12 protein-coding genes are annotated in these 21693 nt (G+C 39.2%); 9 read left to right on the top strand and 3 right to left on the bottom strand.

The features are described from left to right. Window positions 1–71: 71 nt before the first annotated feature. The 3 genes from A4V03_RS14645 to A4V03_RS14635 are packed head-to-tail and all read right to left on the bottom strand — an operon-like array spanning window position 72 to window position 5859. Window positions 72–986: a hypothetical protein gene (locus A4V03_RS14645; protein WP_065539444.1), complete on the bottom strand. Its 915-nt coding sequence runs from the start codon at window positions 984–986 to the stop codon at window positions 72–74. Window positions 987–994: 8 nt separating this feature from the next. Then, window positions 995–2662, bottom strand: a complete 1668-nt coding sequence (locus A4V03_RS14640; RefSeq protein ID WP_065539443.1) for a SusD/RagB family nutrient-binding outer membrane lipoprotein — start codon at window positions 2660–2662, stop codon at window positions 995–997. A 14-nt stretch (window positions 2663–2676) separates the two neighbouring features. After that, complete coding sequence (locus A4V03_RS14635; protein WP_065539442.1) at window positions 2677–5859, bottom strand: SusC/RagA family TonB-linked outer membrane protein; 3183 nt, start codon at window positions 5857–5859, stop codon at window positions 2677–2679. Window positions 5860–6310: 451 nt separating this feature from the next. Here A4V03_RS14635 and A4V03_RS14630 point away from each other — a divergent pair, with 451 nt between their 5' ends. From A4V03_RS14630 to hflX, 9 genes are all read left to right on the top strand, one after another. Beyond that, a complete protein-coding gene (locus tag A4V03_RS14630) occupies window positions 6311–7495 on the top strand; it encodes a site-specific integrase (protein WP_065539441.1) in 1185 nt (394 codons plus the stop codon). A 617-nt stretch (window positions 7496–8112) separates the two neighbouring features. After that, window positions 8113–9264: an ISAs1 family transposase gene (locus tag A4V03_RS14625; protein WP_065538162.1), complete on the top strand. Its 1152-nt coding sequence runs from the start codon at window positions 8113–8115 to the stop codon at window positions 9262–9264. A gap of 439 nt (window positions 9265–9703) precedes the next feature. Continuing rightward, on the top strand, window positions 9704–12706 hold the full coding sequence (locus A4V03_RS14620) for a SusC/RagA family TonB-linked outer membrane protein (protein WP_071807690.1): 3003 nt from the start codon (window positions 9704–9706) through the stop codon (window positions 12704–12706). Between the two features lie 12 nt (window positions 12707–12718). Further along, window positions 12719–14215, top strand: coding sequence for a SusD/RagB family nutrient-binding outer membrane lipoprotein (locus A4V03_RS14615; protein WP_065539440.1), 1497 nt, complete (start codon window positions 12719–12721; stop codon window positions 14213–14215). Window positions 14216–14242: 27 nt separating this feature from the next. After that, a complete protein-coding gene (locus A4V03_RS14610) occupies window positions 14243–14935 on the top strand; it encodes a BT_2262 family domain-containing protein (protein ID WP_065539439.1) in 693 nt (230 codons plus the stop codon). A 10-nt stretch (window positions 14936–14945) separates the two neighbouring features. Further along, window positions 14946–15446 (top strand): lipid-binding protein, encoded by a 501-nt coding sequence (locus A4V03_RS14605; protein ID WP_065539438.1) that lies wholly within the window; start codon window positions 14946–14948, stop codon window positions 15444–15446. Window positions 15447–15920: 474 nt separating this feature from the next. After that, window positions 15921–18785, top strand: coding sequence for a SusC/RagA family TonB-linked outer membrane protein (locus A4V03_RS14600; protein WP_071807688.1), 2865 nt, complete (start codon window positions 15921–15923; stop codon window positions 18783–18785). Window positions 18786–18797: 12 nt separating this feature from the next. Further along, on the top strand, window positions 18798–20222 hold the full coding sequence (locus A4V03_RS14595; protein WP_065539436.1) for a RagB/SusD family nutrient uptake outer membrane protein: 1425 nt from the start codon (window positions 18798–18800) through the stop codon (window positions 20220–20222). Window positions 20223–20355: 133 nt separating this feature from the next. Then, entirely contained in the window at window positions 20356–21615 is a 1260-nt protein-coding gene (hflX, locus tag A4V03_RS14590) for a GTPase HflX (RefSeq protein ID WP_065539435.1), read from the top strand. The last annotated feature ends 78 nt before the right edge of the window (window positions 21616–21693 follow it).

Below are 21693 nucleotides of genomic sequence, written 5' to 3'. Positions count from 1 at the left end.
GACAGTTTGATTTTAATAATACAAACTGTCGGTGTTATTATGCCTTTATAGATGTTTTATTTTAGATTATGTCAATAGTTCGTTGAATAGTTCGTTGATATAATCATTTGCTGATCACTAAAACTACCTTCATCAACAGTCAGAGGTCCATTCAGTGTTATTGTACCTTTACATGCATCAATAGTACCAGTGGCTTGATAGGCAAGGTTATTATAACCAATCCATGGAACAAATCCATGAGCAACAATTTGTTTGGCTACTTTTACAGTGTGAGTGCTTGTATCAATTGTTAATTTTAAGATGCCATCAGGATCTTCACCTTCAGCGACTCCATGTATCTCCAGTTCCGTATCCGATGTTTTAACGATTTCTGCCCGATACTCATCATAAAAATCATTTAATACTACAGGACCGACAAATTCTTCAAGAACCAACTGACATGCAACCGGATATCTGACATTATACGAATAAGCTCTTCCATCAACTTCCCATCCGGTGAAGAGTTTGTTGTTGAAGTCTGAATATTCAGTCCAGCCATATACAGTGTAACCGTCCTTTAGAACAGCATTTGTTGTGAAGTATACAATTTCTCCTAGCGTAGGAGCTTCTTTTCCAAATTGTTGATATACGCTGGCTATATCTATTGATATATCTTTAGGGAATTCTTTAATGTTATCTACGATGACTTTTGAAGTTGTTTTTCCATCTACATCGGTAAAAACACATAAGAGTTGTGCGTAGTCAAGCATGGAATAATCTCCTTGCTGTTTGGGAATAGATACGGAAACTTTATAATCGCCGTCTGTGACTCCGGCGGAAAGTACCCCGTCAGAGTCGGGTGCACGAACAATGTCAATGACTACTCCTTTTTTTACCTGATCTATAGGATAAGGGAGATCTCTATCGCAACTGACTGTCAGCAATGCCCAAAGAGCAGTTGCTATGAATAATTGTATATATCTCATATTCGTTTTTGTTTTCATCATTAAATAGTTTATTTATCCCAGAATAAAATAGGATTGCTTAAGTTTCTTCCTTCGTTGGTCACGTTAGGATTACGTGTTACTTCCGAACTAGGATACCACATTGCTCTCGGAAAAGCATTGATACCTTTTAGTGGAATATTTACTGGTCCTAATTCCGGATTTTGGCTGGTTTTATAAGGAGATTGAGCATATGTTGCATTCTTAGGCAATAGGGTAGGATATCCGGTACGGCGTATATCGGTATATGCTTCAACTGGATTAAAGAAGTTTGCAATCCATTTTTGAGTCATGACAATGCGTAACTTTTCTTCATTATTGGAAGCAGCGTCATACTTTCCTGAGACTTTTTCTATAAAAGTCTCAATGGCTTCATTGCTTATGGCAGGTACAGTTGCATCAGAAGCCTTCGCTACTGAATTGACGTGATTTATAGAACGTCTAATTCCTTCTTTAAGAGCTTCTCTGGCATCTCCGTTTGCATCTCCTGTTAAATATAATTCAGCTAAAAGGAAAGGGACGGAATAGGCTTGCAACATCTTTTCTGGTGCCACTCCATTACCGACTTTCGCGTCACATTTTCCGCCATTGCCATAATCATACTTTCCACCACATGGATAAATACCGATAAAAGTAGAAGTTTCCCGCTGGTCATTACTTGCTCCAGAAGCATTGGATGCAAAGAATATGGAAACAAAAGCATCGTCACGGTAATCCGTAGGATTTTGTGCTGTATCCCCCGCTTTTATTTGGTTTACCCAGTAATAAGGGATACGTGGGTCTGTGATTCCTACAAATGGGTTATCTGTTACATTTAAGTTCTTTCCACTCATTGTTTCGTAAATCCATGGACTGATGTAATAAGTGCTTTGACCACCGAGATATTCATCTACATAAGCTTGGTGACGTTCGTCTGGCGTATCTTTGGCTGTATGTTTGAATTCGAAATCTTCTCCGTTGTTCATGAAATTGTTCTCAGAAAGCAAATCGGATAACCTTGTATTCCACTCTGTTATCTCGTTTTTAGCTTTTCTTGATTGCACCAATAGCTTCAGCTTTAATGTGTTACCCATTCTTACCCATTTCTCAACGTTGCCTTTATATATCAAATCATCGTTTGCTGGTTTTAATAAATTAGCAGCATTGGGATCTTGCAGATTGCCTATGGCTTCATCTATAAGTGCAAGTAATGAATTATAAATATCTTGGCTACGGTCTAATTTGGGAGCATAATTACCTTCTATATCAAATTCTGTGTATGGAATATCTCCCCAAAGGTCAACGAGACTGGTAAATGCATAAGCTTTCATTAATTTGCCTATTCCCGCATAAATCATGTTATTTCCTTCTTCTGCGGCTTTAATAACAGCATTTGTATTCTTCAAACCATAAGCATATCCCTGTAGCCAGGTGTTTCCCAAAGTGGAAGTGGCATTAGTTATACCGTAGTTGTCAACTTCACGGGAGCTTAGATGAAAAACATAAGAAGGTAATGATGAACCGATATAGCTGCCAGCTGCAAAAGACATGGCTATGTCATATTCAGCTCCGGTTAACACTTTGTTTAGTTCGGCAGTTGTTGGCTTATTCGGATTATCATTAATATCGAGATATTTCGAGCAACTCGTACAAACAATCAGTGTTGTTGTTAAAGTGTATAATAATTTGATGATTTTCATACTTTCTTTTTTTATTAGAATGTGAGTTTGATATTAAAGCCGTAACGTCTTGTGTTAGGGGCTGAGGTGTAATCAATTCCTTGTACATTTCCGCCACCATAACTGCTTGCTGTTGGATCGTAATTGGAATACTTAGGAACATTGGGAGCAAAATACCAAAGGTTGCGGGCTACAAAGGATACAGTTGCCGAACCGATGAATGTTTTTGCCAGCCAGGATTTAGGAAGCTGGTACCCGATGCTTAACTCTCTTAAACGGAAAGTTGTAGCTTCATAAACGGATGCTTCATCTACACCATTAGTTGCAAATGTGGACACACCGCTACCCGGTGAGAACCATAAGTCAAGCTCCTTCATTTGAACATTGTTGGGGATTTTATTTCCATTTCCGTCTAATAAAGGTTTTTTCGTGGAAGGATCAGCCAGGTATCCGGGTAAGATACGTGAACCATAACGGTCTTCTGTATCTTTGGTAACGCCACGTCCCAATAAGTCAGGAATGTATGAAGTCCAGACGCAACCACCAATTTGTGCATCAAACATGAATGATAATGAAAAACCTTTGTAGGTAAATGTATTGTTCAAGCTAAGTTTGCAATCTGGAGCAGGATCTCCTAGATCACCTTCTTCATCCGCTATAAGATAAGCTCCGGAATTTGGGTCCACCAGATAATTGCCTTCTTCATCGCGTGCAAAAACTTGTCCAACCAGCATTCCATAAGGTTTGCCTACTTCAAGAACCGCTTTTGGTGTTGCAAAACCTGTATTTAAAGAAACTCGTTCTACTCCTTCTGCCAATTCTTTTACTTCACTTCGGTTTTGAGTATAAGTGAAGTACATATCCCATTTGAAATCTTTATTTAAAATAGGTATAACATTCAATCCTATTTCGATACCGTGGTTATTCATTTTACCAAAGTTGGTATAATAGCTCCCGTATCCGGTAGAATATGGAAGGCTTAATGGAGCGATTTGGTTAGTAGAATTACGATTGTACCAGGTGAAATCAACATTTACACGGCTTTTTAAGAATTGTAATTCAGCTCCAAATTCAACCTCTGATGTAAATTCCGGTTTTAAATCCGGGTCAAACATAGAAGATGGTAATGATAATATGGGTTGTCCGTTAAAGGGCTGTCCCAAAGTGAATGTACCATTTTTGTAGTATGCGCCGGCGTCATTACCAACTTTAGCCCAACTTAATCGTACTTTACCGAATTTAATAATATCTTCATTGATATGAAATGCATCTGTAAATACAAACGAACCTGCAATTGACGGATAGAAGAAACTACGATGATTTTTGGGTAGTGTAGATGAAAAGTCATTACGTCCTGTGATATTTAAGAATGCATAATTCTTGTAATCCAATGTAACATCTCCAAATAATGCCCATAAACGGGTTCTTGTATATTCTTCTTCCGATGTTTGTGATTCTGTATTATTTATATTGTAAACTCCCGGAGACATAATGTTCATACCCTTTGTCAGAGTTTCGTTAGCGGTGAATTGATTCACATTATGTCCCAAAGTCGCTTTCAGCCCAAAATCTTTATGAACCGGAATATTGAAACGTAACAGTAAAGTTGATTCTATTTCTTGTGTATCATAAGTAGAAACAAGAATACGTCCTTTTCCTCCCAAAGCTCTTGACCCTAAATTCAAAACCTCCTTACGATCCATTTTATAATCATTGATACCAACACGATAGTCAACAGAAAGCCATTTTGTAATATCATAGCCCATGTTTACGTTTGCTATGGTTCTATCCATTTGGGTGTTGATCGTATTATACTTCCATGACCAAATCGGATTATCTGCCTGATCGCCCACGAAGAATAAAGATTTATGGTCAGGTGTTTCATAAGGTAGTGACATATCCCAGTTACGTCCAAGAATTAAAGCACGTGCAAATGAAGAGGCACCAATACCGTTGGATTGATTGTTACCGAACATCGGGCCATTTTGTTCGTTTCTTGAAAAAGAAACATTTCCCCCGATACGTACTCCGTTGGCCAAAGTCTGGTTTCCACCGACACTGATAGAATAACGGCTAAAGTCTGCATAAGGTATGTAACTGTCCTGATCCATTTTGGACAAAGTTGCAGTGAAATTACCGGTTTCGGTATACTTATTGAAGTTTAATGAGAGATCGTATATTCCTCCCAAATCGAATAGATCTTTGACATTGTTCTTATACGCTTTGTAAGGTACAGTTTGGGGAAGATTCGGATAGGCTTTTCCATAAACATTATTTGCATATATACTTAAGGGCACTTCTGTTACATCTGTGAAAGCCGCTCCCCATGAACCGTTTGCGCCCCCTGGAATAAAATCGTTACCTGTACCAAAAGAATTTTGATATTCAGGCAAACCGGCTATTTGTTCAATAGTGTAAGATGCATTCAAGGTTATTTCCATGCCTTTACCTGCTTTTTTCTTATTTTTTGAACCTGTCTTTGTTGTGATGAGCACTACACCATTGGCGGCACGTGAACCGTACAAAGCGGCAGCTGCTGCACCTTTCAATACATTCATTGATTCAATATCATTGGGGTCAAGCGTAGAAATACCACTACCGTAAGCACCACCAGCTTCAGTTGCTTGATTTGAAGAGGCAACTTCCGTATTGCTATAGGGAACACCATCAACTATATATAATGGTTGGTTGTTGCCTAGGAACGATGAATTACCACGAATAGTCATACGTGTGGCTGAACCGGCAGCACCAGAGGGTGAATTAATCGAAACACCGGGTATTTTTCCGTCTAAAGAACGTATTAGGTCCGGTTCTGCTTTCTGAATAGCTTCATCTGCATCAACTTTGGATACAGAATAGCCTAATGAACGTTCAGCTCGTTGGATTCCAACTGCTGTTACCATAACCTCTTCAAGCTGCTGTGCATCGGCTTTTAGTATTACTTTCAATTGAGGTTTGATTGCCACCTCTTGCGTCTGCATACCGATATACGAAATCTGCAAAGTCTTTGCAGAACTTGGTATATTCGATAAATTAAAATTACCATCTACATCTGTGATTGTACCTTGAGTGGTACCTTTTACTAACACAGAAGCGCCAACAACTGGCTGCCCGTCTTCTTCAGAAATCACAACGCCTGTGACCTTTTGAGTTTGGGCAGTTACTAGACCTATGCCCACAAAAAGGCATGCCAATAACAGCATCAATTTTCTTTTCATAAATTCTCTCTTAAAGTTTAACTTTACATTATTTGTATCTTTACTCTAACAATTTGCAAATATATTAATAAAACTAAAACCAACCACTATATTTAATGAAAAAAAGTTGTAAATGTAACATTTTGCTATTTAATAAGCAATATTTATGCTTATAAGCATATTTTTCGTTCTTAAAAGTGTTGTTTGTTAAAACAATAACTAACAATTTGCATAAGCAAAATGTATCTTTTAATATTTATTTTATTCGTTTTTAGTCATAAAACTCCTTTAAGGGCTATTCTTTTTGCTTTTTTCGTGGAAAAGCGAATAAAAAAGTGGCATTTAATTTAAAGTTTTGTGAATACTATGTTATTGAAAGACTTATTTTTTTTAGAGATATTAATGCTTATTCGCCTCAGAGATAGCACAGAATTACGTCTAATTTATTCTATTATTAATTAAAAAAGAAAGTATGGAAAAGATCAGTTACAACCTTGTGTTTAATAGAAAGAAGAGATTGAATAAAAGAGGAATGGCATTAGTTCAGGTAGAAGCCTATCTGAACAGGAAAAAGATGTATTTCTCCACCAAAATATATCTCAAACCGGAACAGTGGGATGCCAAACGAAAAATGGTGAAAAATCATCCCAATGCGAATGTTTTGAATCGTATGTTATATGAAAATATAGCAGCTATTGAGCAAACTGAACTTGGACTATGGCAACAGGGAAAGACCATATCGTTAGATTTATTAAGAAATTCTATTGATAAACCTCTCAGCAACGAAAGGTCATTTTTGATTTTTTTTAAAGATGAGATAGCTAATTCTTCTTTAAAAGAGAGTACCCGTCAAAATCACCTTTCCACGCTTGAATTACTTCAGGGCTTCAAAAAAGAGGTATTATTTACCGATTTGACATTTGAATTTGTATCCTCATTTGATAATTACCTACAGTCTAAAAGTTATCATCTTAATACTATCGCCAAGCACATGAAGCACCTGAAACGATACGTTAATGTTGCTATAAATAAAGAGTATATGGATATACAAAAGTATGCTTTTAGAAAGTATAAAATTAAAAGCATAGAGGGAAGCCATACGCACTTAGCCCCGGAAGAGTTATACAGATTTGAGAATTTGCAGTTGACAGGAAGATATACGAGATTGCAAAAAACAAAAGATGCTTTTTTATTTTGTTGTTACGCAGGATTACGATATTCTGATTTCATCAGTCTGACCTCCGCAAATATTATTGAATTCCATCAGGAGACCTGGATTATATACAAGTCTGTTAAAACTGGTATTGAGGTACGCCTTCCTTTATATTTATTATTTGAAGGCAAAGGAATCGAGATATTGCAACACTATGAAGATGATCTTGACAGCTTCTTTAAGTTAAAAGACAATTCTAATATCAACAAAGAATTGAGTCTGTTGGCAGGCTTGGCGAAAATTGATAAACGTGTATCATTCCACACTGCCCGGCATACAAATGCTACCTTATTATTATATAGTGGTGCCAATATTACTACGGTACAAAAGCTATTAGGGCACAAAAGTGTGAAGACTACACAAGTCTATGCAAATATAATGGATATTACAGTGGTGCGTGATCTTGAGAAAACGGCCTCATCAAAGCTCTACAATAAACAATAGCAATTTATTCTGCCTCTACCTGAAATCGTTTTGATGTTTTCATTTCTCATATTCTCATAACATGAATATAAGTAGCAGATAATGAAAATAATAACTAATGAGAAATGTTTTATAAATCGACATTTCTCATAGTTTTCATCGTAAAAAGGCTTTTATTTTAGTTATTTCTCATAGTTTTCAGATTCATTTCTCATTGTATTTCGGTCTTGATTGAATAGCCGCTTAATATATATGTATGTACTCTAATCTCTTCCTTTAATTTATATTTTTTCATGGAAACTTGCTTTCATTGTACATTATTACATTACCTATCGTGCAGTCTATTAATAGAAAAGTTCCTTTTGATTAAGGCTAAACTTCTGTTTGCTTAATAGCAAAGTTCCTTTTTATGATTTCTAATCTATAAACGCAACTTGCATTTATAAAAACAAAGGTTCCGTTTTTATAAACAAAGCTTGCATCAGGGCAGACGCATTATATTTTGTCTATCAATTAGTCAACTATTATCTATATTTCATTTTTATTATTTGTCTTATTATTAATCTATTAATATTTTGTATATTAATTATTTATTTGTATTTTTGTTGTATTGAATTTAAACAAAAATAAACCCTAAAATGAGCTTAATTAGTCTTTGTAAACAACTTGAAGATCCTCGTATTGACCGAAAAAAAGAACACTCTTTGGAAGTCATCGTTTATATAGCCTTGTGTGCTGTAATCTGTGGAAGTGAAAGCTGGAATGAAATAGAACGGTTCGGTATTTGTAAGTTTGACTTCTTTAAACGTCGTTTTCCTGATTTAGTAAAGATCCCAAGTCATGACACTTTCAATCGTTTTTTCAGTTTACTCAAACCCGGTTATTTTGAATTGGTCTTTCGTGATTGGGTATCTGAGCTTTGTGGTAAGTATGAAGGGGTTGTTGCTATAGACGGTAAAATGCTTCGTGGAGCAAGTAAGTGCAGCAAAGACAATCCCTTTGGCAAAAAAGGATTCAAGCTTCATATGGTTAGTGCCTGGGCTGTTTCCAATGGAATCAGTATGGGTCAGGTAAAAGTAGATGATAAAAGCAATGAAATCACCGCTATTCCTTCTCTTATAAAATCTCTGGATTTGCAGGATTGCATAGTGACAATTGATGCTATTGCATGCCAAACAGATATTGCCGAAGTAATAATAGAAAATAATGCAGACTATATTCTGGCATTAAAGGCCAATCAAAAAAACAGGTTAATGGATGTGGAACGCTGGCTAGACGAGATGGATGGTGTTGATATTGATCGGCCGGTATACCGTTCACACTATGGAAAATATGTCACAGAGGAGGTTTCTCATGGGAGAATTGAGACTCGTGAATGTCTGGTTTATAGCCCGGGAAAGATTATGGAATCAATGCTGAAAGATAAATTTGAGGGGGTCAAGTCCATCGTAAGAATTAGTACCGAAAGACTGGAGGTAGCCACTAAAAAACTTTCCGTAGAAAAAAGATATTACATTACTTCACTAGGGCTAAAACCGAAAGAAATTTCAGAGGCTATAAGATCGCATTGGGATATAGAAAACAGGCTACATTGGCAGTTAGACGTATCGTTTAGAGAAGACGCAGGAAGGAAAGTAGGTAATGCTGCGCAAAATTTTTCTTTAATTAATAAGATGGCCCTTTATATCATCAAACAAGATGAAACAAAGGGCAGTGTAGCAGCCAAAAGAAAAAACGCAGGATGGAATGATGAATATTTGTTCAAACTATTAAATAAGATAAAAATATAATGCGTTTGCCCTGAGCTTGCATTTATAAAAATAAAACTTGCATTTTAAGTATGCAAATAACAGAAAAGAAGTTTACTATCGGACAAAAACAAGTTTACTCTTAATCAAAAGGAATTTTTCTATTAATGGTTTACAGGAAAAGTAACTGTCATTCAGGGTTGCATAGAGTAATTATGGTATACAATTCAAAGCTGTGAAACTGCTACTGATTATAAAATATGGCAATATATATCATCTGCATTTACGTTAATAAAAGGTATAGTATATTGATATAAAGCAAGTTACTTTTTAATACTGATAGAAATACGGTAGCATAAATCACTCGTTTTGAGTGTTTGACAAGTCATCAATACATTGATAATCTGAATGATAGAAATAATATAATATTTACTATGGGAAGCAAACACTACCTACGCATTTGTTTAATAATCAACTTATTATGAATATATTTAGTTCTGCAAAGACTTTGCAGATTTCGTATATCGGTATACAAACGCAAGAGGTGGCAATCAAATCTAATTTAAAGGTAGTACTTAGGTCTGATGCCCAGCAAATTGATGAAGTTGTTGTTACAGCAATGGGTATTAAACGCTCCGAAAAAGCATTAGGGTATGCTGCGACTTCTGTGGGAGGTGACAAAATTGCGGAGAGTCGTACTTCCGATGTTATGTCAAGTTTAGCAGGTAAAATTGCGGGGGTTCAGATTTCCAGTACTTCATCAGATCCTGGTTCTTCAAATTCTGTAATTATTCGTGGTGTTAGTTCACTATCGGGTACAAATCAACCATTATATGTAGTGGATGGTGTACCATTGAATAACTCTACAGTATATTCTACAGATGGTTTGAACAGCGGATATGATTTTGGTAATGGAGCAAACGCTATTAATCCGGATGATGTGGCAAACATGACTATTTTGAAAGGGGCTGCTGCCACTGCTTTATATGGTAGCCGTGCTGCCAATGGTGTAGTCATGATTACTACCAAAAGCGGCCAAAAGGGAAAAGGAGTTGGAATCGAGTATAACGGCGGAGTTCAGTGGTCAACAGTTCTGCGTTTGCCGGAATTTCAAAATGAATTCGGTATGGGATGGAACGGCAACCACACAGAATTGGAGAACGGTTCTTGGGGACCTCGTTTTGATGGTTCCATGCAGCTATGGGGTAATGTGTACAATAACTCTCAGAAACTGAAACCTTATGTGGCAATGCCTGACAACATCAAAGACTTTTTTGATGCGGGATTCAGATATAGCAACAGCCTTTCATTCAATGGAGCTACAGATAAAAGTGATTATTATGTATCTTTCTCTCAAATTAGCGACGATGGTATGATACCAACAGATGCTGACAGCTACGATAAATATACTTTTTCTGCGCGCGGTAGCCATAAGGCAGGAGCGTTGACATTCTCTTCTTCACTGAATTACGCTTATCAAAAGAATAACTTTGCTACTACGGGACAAGGTTTGTCCATGCTGAACTCTTTATATCAGACACCAAGAGATATCAGCATCATAGGACTGGAAGACCAGAATGATCCGTTCAACACTCCGGGATATTATTATACCCCCTACGGAGTTATGAACCCTTATTATATTTTGAATAACTATTTGAATGAGTATGAGTCTGAAAGATTCTACGGAAAATTTCAATTGGATTATGAATTCCTGAAATACTTCAAGTTTACGTACCGTATGGGCTTGGATACCACGACAGGGCAAAGCGACAAAGGAAAACCGAACCTGTACGCTCTTTATTATGAAGGCACTCCTAATGGAGAAGGCCAGGGTTCCAGCAGTCCTTTCTCTGGTGAAACCGGACAATATTCTGAACAGACAACCCGTCGTCGCGAGATAAACCAGGACATTATGGTTAATTTCAATATGCCGGTTAACGATTTTAATATCAATGCATTGGTCGGTTTCAATGGCAATGAGCGTAAAGTCTCTTACCAATATTCAGAAGTAAATGATTTAACGATTCCTACATGGTTTAATCTGAAGAACTCCGGCAAAACCCCTATAGTAGAACAGCACATGGAACTCAGACGTCTGATGGGTGTTTTCGGACAGTTTGAAGGTTCATGGAAAAATATGCTCTATTTAACGGTAACTGCCCGTAATGACTGGTCTTCTACTCTTCCGAAAGAAAATCGCAGCTTCTTCTACCCCGGTATTACCGGTAGTTTTATTTTCAGCGAATTATTGAATGACAATCTGCAAGATGTGATATCTTTTGGTAAGATACGCGCCAGCTGGGGTAAAACAGGTAACGATGCTGATGTGTATATGGTTAATCCTGTGTATGCACAATCTGCTAACAGAATACCTTTCGGTTCTCTGACTTTCCCTCTAGGAGGTGTCAATGCTTACTCTGCAGGAAATGTGCTTGGAAGCAACACATTAAGTCCGGAAATGACCACAGAAGCTGAAGTCGGTTTAAATATGGCTTTCTTCAAAAACCGTCTCTCTTTTGACGTATCTTATTATAATCGAAATACGGATAAGCAGATTTTCTCTTTGGCTATGGACCCTGCATCAGGCTATACAGCACAGAACATGAACCTGGGTGAGATTCGTAACCGTGGTGTAGAACTCCTGATCAGCGGAACTCCGATAAAAACAAAAGATTTCAGTTGGGAACTGACATGGAACTTCACAAAGAACTGGAGTAAGGTGATCAGTTTGCCGGAAGAACTGGGGGGCATTACAACGATTTACGGGCTCAATGGAGGTACCAGTATGTATGCTATAACAGGCATGCCTGTTGGTGTTTTCAAGGCTCAGGTAGCCGAGCGTGATCCGCAAGGACGTATTGTAGTCAATTCATCAACGGGTCTTCCGGTTGAAGCCAGCGAATTCGGAATCTGCGGAGATATGAATAACAAATATCAAATGGGTGTTTCTACCAACTTGAGATATAAAGGTATAAGCTTAGGCATTGATTTTGATATCCGTCAGGGCGGAGTAATGTATTCACGCACTAAAGATATAAACTATTTTACCGGTAACGCGATACAGACTGCCTACAATGACCGTAATCCGCTGATTGTTCCTAACTCAGCAAATAAAATAGTGAATGGAGAAAACGTCACTTATGTAGAAAACACAACTCCTATTACCAGCTCCAACATTTATAAATACTGGGGCGATGGTGGCTCTGATATGGGAAGCTGTTTCTTGGTAGACAAATCATACGTCAAGCTCCGTTCTGTTGTATTAGGCTGGGACTTGCCAAAAAAATGGTTGGCAAAAACCCCTTTCCAGGCAGTAAAAGTGTCTGCATATGGCAACAACTTATTTGTTTGGACTCCATCCAGCAATACATTTATTGATCCCGAAATGACTTCATTTGGTAATGACCTTGAAGGTAACTATGGAGAATACACGGCTAATCCTAGCTCACGTCGTTTCGGTTTCAACTTAATGGTTAAATTTTAAACAGGAATAAGAATGAAAAAAATATTATTATATGCATCATTAGCAACAACAGCATTGTTTGCAGGTTGCGACCTGAACATCAATGACGACCCAAACTACCCGATGAATAATCAGGTGACGGCAGATTTGATATTCCCCTCTATTAGTGCTTCCATTGCTTCGGCAGTAGGCGGAGAAATTTATAATTACGCTGGTTTTTTCGCTCAATACTATGAACAGAAACCGGAGTCGAACCAGTATAACACTCTATGTGAATATACATTTACCGAATCTTCCCAGCAAATGGATTATTCTTATAGAATCCTGTTTGCAGGAGCTTTGGAAGATGCAAAGCAGGTGTTGGAAAAGACCACAAACCCTGCCGACCGATTCGCCACTACCATACTAAAAGCGTATGCCTTTCAGATAATGGTAGATAATACCAGCGAATCGCCTTATTCGGAAGCCCTGCAAGGTAATGCCAATGCCACACCTAAGTGGGATACGGGCGAAACAGTATATAGAGGAATATTAGGTGAGATAGATGCGGCAGAAGCTGCTTTGGATGGAAGCGATATGGATGTACCCGATTTGATATTCAACAAAAACATTGCTCAATGGAAAGGTTTCGCCAATGCCCTGCGCCTCCGTATGTATCTGCGTTTCATTGATGCCAACATAGATGCGGCTTCGTATACAGAGAAAGTGAAGACCCTAGTACAAAACAACGATTTCTTTACCGGTGACGTGAAACTGGATTGTTTCTTGGATGAAACAGACAAACGGAATCCATGGTATAATACGAATGCAGTCGGATTGACCGGTAATCATTGTGCTGCCTATCCGTTAATATCTTATTTAAGCAGCACAGAAGACCCTCGAATCGCTTATGGTATAAGTAAAACAGATGCGGATGGAAAGTACGTCGGTCAACTTCCCGGAGGAAAAACACACATGCAAAGCATTTTGGGTACTGACAACTGGAAAAACAGAAACGTGAGCGCGATTGACTACTCTATCGGAGCCACAAAACCTGTCTATTTCTTTACTCAGGCTGAATTGCAATTCCTGATAGCTGAGGTATATGCTCGTTTCCACAATGATGATACGAAAGCAAAAATTGCTTATGAAGCAGGTGTAACTGCCGACTTTGCCGTTCGTGGATTTGCAGGTCAAGAAAACACTATTTTGGAAGGAGCGTGTGCATGGTCTGATGCCACTACGCAGGCAGATAAGTTAAATTTGATTTATATGCAGAAATGGGTAGCTCTTTTCTATATGGATCACATGGAAGCATGGAGTGAGATTCGTCGTACAGATTGTCCGAAACTATCTTCTTATTCAGCAGCACAGATACAGGCTAATGAGTCAGTATACACTCCGGGAGAGTTAGTTGCCCCATGGACTAATGGTTTGGAAGCAGGCGGACTGATGAAACGCATGACTTATCCGTTAAGCGCACGTCAGCAAAATGTGAATACTCCTACAGGGGTACCGGGAAGTACTCCGGTTTGGTGGGATATCAAATAGTAACCAATAACTTAGTAAGTTTTACGTATGAAAAAAATAATATACAGCATATTAGTATGTTTGTCGTTTGTCTTTGGAGCTTGCGACAAATCAACAGATGACACCTCTAAAGTCACCTATTTTGTAACGTTGGAAAGAATAGGTGATGAAAAGGTCGTTTTGGAAAAAGGACAACCCTTTGAGGAACCGGGATATTATGCAGAAATGAACGGAGAAGATATCACAGAATCTGTTCAGATAAAAGGAAGTGTTGATGTTAACACTCCGGGAATCTACAATTTAGTATATGCGGCATACAATGAGGATGGTTTTGCCAAAACATTTACACGAACAGTGTATGTGGCAGATAATACAGCTTCTCCTTTGAAATCCGGAATTTATACTGTGGCCGAAGGTAGTAAATGTACCATCCCTTCTGTGGTAGCTTTCAGTGGATATGAGATTGTGATTTTGCAAATGGAACCAGGGATTTTTTATATCAGCGATTTCTTAGGAGGCTGGTATGACCAGCGTAGAGGTTATGGACCGGATTATGCAATGGTTGGCAAATTCCAATTGAATGATGATAATACCATTACTCCTTTGGAAAGCTATGTTGCAGGTTGGGGAGATTCCATGGATCAAATGGATAATACAGCATTGGACCCTGCAATTGGGACTCTGAAATGGACTGTTGCTTATGCCGGTCAGCTATCTTTTGACATTATAGTAAAACAATAAAAATACGATTATGAAGAAATATATGATATTACTTTTAGCTTCACTGGCTTTTACATTCGTAGCATGCGACAACGATACAGAACCAGGTGGTACTGCTGTTGAAAAAATGGCTGGAGACTGGTGGGTGACAGTGAATGCATTTATTGACGGGAAAGAAGTAGAAGATCCTTTTGGAGCAGGACATCTGCAAATGAGTACCTACAATACAGCCAGCAACAATGAAACTGAAATGTGGCTGGATGATTTAGGAAACTTTTGGGAATATAAAGTGAAAGTGAACGTGAATTATGCAACAAGAACTTTCTCGACAACAGGCTTTGTGGATAATGTAACATACGAATCCAAAGTGAAGATAACCGATGGCAAAGTACTGGAAAAAGCTGCCACTACTCCTAGCGGTATGCCTGCTGACAGTATCGTATATATGGTACAGTTCGACGACGATGAAAATGAATTAACTTATAAGATTTCAGGCTTCCGTCGAACAGGTTTCCCTGCTGACGATTTTTAAAAGAGGAGTTTAAATATAGAGAGGGCTGTTCCAATAAATCGGGGCAGCCTTTTTTTTGCAATCTAACCTTAACTAAGACAGATTAATATATGAGTAATCTTCAATCTTTACAATAATTACTTGCCTTTAAAAGAAAAATGAGTGAGATCATGTTTTTAATTTGGCAACATCCATTACCCGATTAATTGTTTACAAATAAAAGTGCCTCTCTAATAGCATGATACTATTTTTTATTTATAATAGCTCCTTGCTTTATAGATATAATGTTGATTATAAAACAAATAGCGCTCATTCCGGTAGAGAAATGGTATTACATACAAGAGAGTAGAATATTAGCTGAACTAGGATAATCAATTGTTAATTAGATATATAGAATATTCCCATTTGACAAAACATCGACTTGTATTACTGTTTTATCTCTATTTACATATCTGATTATCAATTGCATACAAATTTATTAGTTCTGCAAAGACTTTGCAGATTTCGTATATCGGTATGCAAACACAAGAAGTGGCTATAAAGTCTACTTTGAAAGTGGTGTTAAAGTCGGATGCTCAGAAATTGGATGAGGTGATGGTTGTAGCTTATGGTACTACAAAAAAAGCGTCATTTACAGGTGCTGCTTCTTCCATTAAGGGCGACCAGGCCCTGAAAGATATTCCTGTAACATCTTTTGAACAGGCTCTTTCTGGAACGACTCCGGGACTGACGATCAATTCTACCAGCGGACAGCCGGGAGCGGGATTGCAGATTCGTGTACGTGGTACGGGTTCTATGAACGCTTCGAACGAACCGTTGTATGTGATTGACGGTGTGCCTGTTGTCTCGGGAGACATTGCAATCTCTGCCGTGTCAAACGATTCGAAGGCATTTAACGTAATGTCGTCTATCAACCCGAGTGATATTGAAAATATTACAGTGTTGAAAGATGCGGCAGCTGCTTCGTTATATGGTTCGCGTGCGGCAAACGGTGTTATCCTGATTACCACGAAGCATGGTAAAGCCGGAAAAACACGTGTTAATTTCAAGGCGAATTGGGGATTCTCGGATTGGGCTATGAAGAATCGTAAGAGTGTGAACGGAAAACAACGCCATGAGTTAACGTATGAGGCATGCTATAATGAGGCTACTATTTATGGTATTCCTGACAATGATGGTAACTATAACGGTCCGGCTTCCGATGCGGAAGCGAAAGCGTACGCAGAGGAGATGGCTGGTTTCTATGCTGATTCTAAATATGATGTGGATTGGGAAGATGCTTTCTTCCGCAAACATGGTTCAAGCCAAAATTATGAATTTTCGGCACAGGGTGGAGACGAGCGCAATTCATTCTTTGCTTCATTAGCCTATAAGAAAGAGGAAGGCAAGTCTAGAACATCTTCATTAGATGGTTTTATGGGACGTATCAATGCCGTTCACCGCTCTGCTGATAATAAGTGGCAGATGGGAGCTAATATCTCTTTGTCCAAACAGAATTCTTCTGTAGCAAGCGAGGGGACTGCCTATTCTAATCCTTTCTTTCTGATCAATTACGTATGTACACCGAATATGCCGATTTATGATGATGAGGGTAATTATTATACGCATCCATTCTTGCAGCAAATCTTCCCTCACACCCATCCGGTAGAAGACATCAGTTTGGATAAGAATGAATCGAGAGTGTTCAGAAGCACCAACAACTTATGGGCTTCTTATCAGATTATTGACGGATTGACATTGAAGGAAAGCGTCAATTATGATTATCTGAACAACAACTCTATCACGTATTGGCCCTTGAACTCTAATAACGGCTCGATGAACAACGGATTGAGGGCCAACTATCCGGTGCAGCAGCATAATGTCTATTCATCTACTACGTTGAATTATGTGAAGACATTTGCGCAAAAGCACAATTTGGATGCATTGGTAGGCTGGGATGTAGACGACCGTCGTACGGAGTATGTTTTTGCAACATCTTCAGGATATCCTCATGACAAACTGCCTGAGTCGATCAATGCGGCTACTCCGCAGGAGGGGTCTTCTTACTATACTGAAGATCATTTGCTTTCTTTATTGTCACGTGTCAATTATGATTATGACAATAAGTATTACGCTTCGGTAAATTTCCGTAGAGACGGTAGTTCACGTTTGGGAGCAAACAGCCGTTGGGCTAACTTCTGGTCAGTGTCAGCAGCTTGGAGATTGACGCAGGAGGAGTTTATGAAGGGAATCACGCAGATTAACGACTTGAAGGTGAGAGCGTCTTACGGTATAAACGGAACATTGCCGAGTGATTTGTATGGTCATTTGAGTCTGTATGGGTACGGCTACAATTATCAAGACATACCAGGTTCGGCACCGCAATCTGTACCTAACCCTGACTTGTCATGGGAGAAGAATAAGAACTTCAATATTGGTTTTGACGCTACGTTGTTCGACCGCTTGAATGTTAGCTTTGACTATTATAGCCGTAAAACGAGCGACTTGTTGCAAAATGTACCGACTTCAATGGTTGTTGGCTTCAAGAATATGTTGAAGAATGTAGGAGAGATGACTAACCGAGGTGTGGAACTTGATATCAATGTGGATGTGTTCAAGCACTCACAAGTGAGATGGAATACAGGTCTGGCTCTTTCACACAACTCAAACAAGGTATCAAAACTGTATGGTGGAAAAGATATTATTGATGGTACAAGCATCATCCGCGAAGGTGAATCCTATTATTCATGGTGGAGCCGCGAATGGGCGGGAGTTGATCCCGAAACCGGTGAAGAACAATGGGTGTTGAACACGAAAAATGAAGATGGAACCCTTAACAAGGACTTGACTAAGAATCCGGCTCAGGCTCAGCGCGTAATAATTGGTAAGCCGGATCCGAAACTGACCGGAGGTTGGAGAAACACCGTGTCTTGGAAAGGCTTGGAACTGAATATGCTGTTTAACTTCTCGTTGGGTGGTAAAGTGTTCGATACCATGAGAACTAGTTTTACGGATACCGACGGTTATGTGATTTATTACAACTCTTCTGTCGACCAGCTTGACAGATGGCAGAAACCGGGCGATGTGACAAGTGTTCCGAGACGTATCAACAACTACGAGTATGGAAACTATGGAAGTTCTCGTTTCATGAAAGACTTGAATTATCTGCGTCTGAAGAGCATGAGCTTGTCATACACACTTCCTGCACAGTGGGTGCGTCGTGTGCAAATGGAGAATGTTCGTTTGTTTGTTTCAGGAAGCAACCTTCTGACTTTGACCTCTTATAAGAATGTAGATCCGGAATTGTCGATAAACGGTATTCCCACTTTCGCTTTCCCGAATCTGAAAAGTGTGACATTTGGTATTGAAATCGGATTTTAATAAAAACAGAATATGATGAAAACAATCAATAGATATAAAAATATAGGGGGAGTTCTTTTCGCCAGCTTGATGATGCTATCATCGTGCAGCGATTATCTAACGACTTTGCCTACTGATTCTTTGGTGAGTGATGGAGCAATCAGTACTCCGGAAGATACAAAAACAGCATTGAACGGTGCGTATGCCGGATTGATTGCCGTAGAGTCTAATTATTATTATGGCACAGACTTTCTGGCTCGTGCAGAGGTGGGCGGAGAGGACGCTCAGACAAATAAAGTGGGCGACCGTACAGAGAATTATTATCGTTTTACTGACCGTCAGAATAACGCTCCGCAAGATTTGTGGTATCCTCCTTATACCGTTATCAATAGAGTAAATGTGCTTTTGGAGGCTATTGATAAAGGCGAAGTCCAGATGAATGATGTAGTGAAGAACTCAAAAGGCGAGGCGTTGGCTATTAGAGCCTTGGCGCATTTCAATCTGATTATTACGTATGGTACTCCCTATTTGAAAGACAATGGAGCTTCGCTGGGTGTACCTGTTGTGAAAGAGGTGTTGAATGCAGTTGATTTGCCAAGTCGTTCTACAGTAGCAGAGGGATATAAAGCTGTTTTGGACGATTTGACAGAAGCGTTGAACTGGATCAGTGAAGAGAAAAACTATGGTCATCTGAACAAATGGGGCGTAAAAGCTTTGCTGGCGCGTGTCAATTTGTATAAGGGTGATTATGAAGCAGCTTATTCATATGCCAAGGATGTAGTAGAGAATGGTCCGTATAAATTGATTGACCATGACAAATATCTGGAAGTATGGGGACAAGAGGAAAATGATGAATCGATTTTTGATTTGGCATTGTCATCAACGATGTATTCCGGTAGCCGCGAATTGTGGGGAGCTGTTGTCAGCCCAAGTGAATATGGTGCAGTGGTTGCTACACAAACATTTATCGATCTGTTGAATGAGGATCCGGACGACGTGCGTCTTGGTTTGTTGATTGAAGATAAGAATGGAACAAAACGTACAATCAATAAATATCCGGGACGTGGTGCGGTAACGATTAACAATGTTCGGGTGATTCGCCTGTCGGATATTTACCTGATTGGTGCCGAGGCTGCTTTGAAAAAAACGTCGCCCGATCAAACTTTGGCTAACGACTATCTGCATGCCATTAAAGATCGTGCTCATCCGGGTGTTGAAAAACCTGCTGCAACATTGGATTTGGTAGCTAAAGAACGTCGTAAAGAGTTGGTATTGGAAGGACATCGTTTGTATGACATATTGCGTCAAGGATCAGAAATCAAGCGTCAGGGAACGGGACATTTTTTGAATGGCAATGATTTGATTACAGTGAACTGGAACGATTACCGTACAATAATGCCTATTCCGCAAGCGGAAATAGACGCTAATCCGAATATCAAGCAGAATCCGGGATATTAACATCCGGTTCGGAAGAGACTCTTCCTTAGAATATGGGGCTTGTGGTTGACGAAAATAAAGGAACTCAATCATAAGCTCCATATTTTTTATTATATTTGCGCTCACATTATTATATATACATTAGAAGTAAAGAATGAAAGAATTTGTAATATCCGAAGCCAAAGTAGAGACAGCAGTGCTTGTCGGACTCATCACACAAACGCAGGATGAGCGTAAGACGAACGAGTATCTGGATGAACTGGCTTTCCTTGCCGAGACGGCTGGGGCGGAAGTAGTGAAACGGTTTACGCAGAAATTGCCGACAGCTCATTCAGTGACATATGTCGGAAAGGGAAAGCTGGAAGAAATCAGACAATATATTCGTAATGAAGAGGAAGAAGAACGTGAAGTAGGAATGGTCATCTTTGATGATGAACTTTCTGCGAAACAGATTCGTAATATTGAAGCCGAACTGAAAGTGAAGATACTGGACCGTACTTCACTGATTCTTGATATATTTGCCATGCGTGCGCAGACAGCCAATGCGAAGACGCAGGTGGAGCTTGCGCAATATAAATATATGTTGCCGCGTTTGCAGCGACTCTGGACTCACTTGGAACGCCAGGGAGGTGGTTCCGGTGCAGGTGGCGGTAAAGGTTCCGTAGGACTTCGTGGTCCGGGTGAAACACAGCTCGAGATGGACCGCCGTATCATCCTGAACCGTATGTCATTATTGAAAGAACGTCTGGCGGAGATTGACAAGCAGAAAGCTACCCAACGAAAGAATCGCGGACGCATGATACGTGTTGCACTGGTTGGTTATACCAATGTGGGAAAATCAACCATGATGAATCTTCTCTCCAAGAGCGAAGTGTTTGCAGAAAACAAACTATTTGCGACTTTAGACACCACTGTGCGTAAAGTGATTATTGATAATCTACCGTTCTTGTTGTCGGATACGGTAGGATTTATTCGCAAGTTGCCTACCGACCTGGTAGAATCTTTTAAATCTACCCTGGATGAAGTGCGTGAAGCAGATTTGCTTGTGCACGTAGTCGATATTTCCCACCCCGGATTTGAGGAACAGATTGAGGTAGTGAACAAGACACTGGCAGAGATTGGCGGCAGTGGCAAACCTATGATACTTGTATTTAATAAAATAGACGCTTACACCTACGTGGAGAAAGCGCCGGACGACCTTACCCCCCGAACAAAGGAAAACTTAACACTCGAAGAACTGATGAAGACGTGGATGGCAAAAATGGAGGATAACTGCCTCTTTATTTCCGCCCGCGAACGAATCAATATAGACGAACTGAAAAATGTAGTTTATCAGCGAGTGAAAGAATTACACGTTCAGAAATATCCCTATAACGATTTTCTTTATCAGACCTACGAAGAAGAGGTAGAATAATCAATATGTCAAAGTGCAGATGTGCCAATTTCTATGCAACATGCGTAGTCAATTGACACATTAGCATATTGACACATT

Source organism: Bacteroides caecimuris, assembly GCF_001688725.2.
Taxonomy (GTDB): Bacteria; Bacteroidota; Bacteroidia; order Bacteroidales; family Bacteroidaceae; genus Bacteroides; species Bacteroides caecimuris.
The sequence above is the reverse complement of the archived record's forward strand: the minus strand, read 5'-3'. Positions and strand labels throughout refer to the sequence as shown.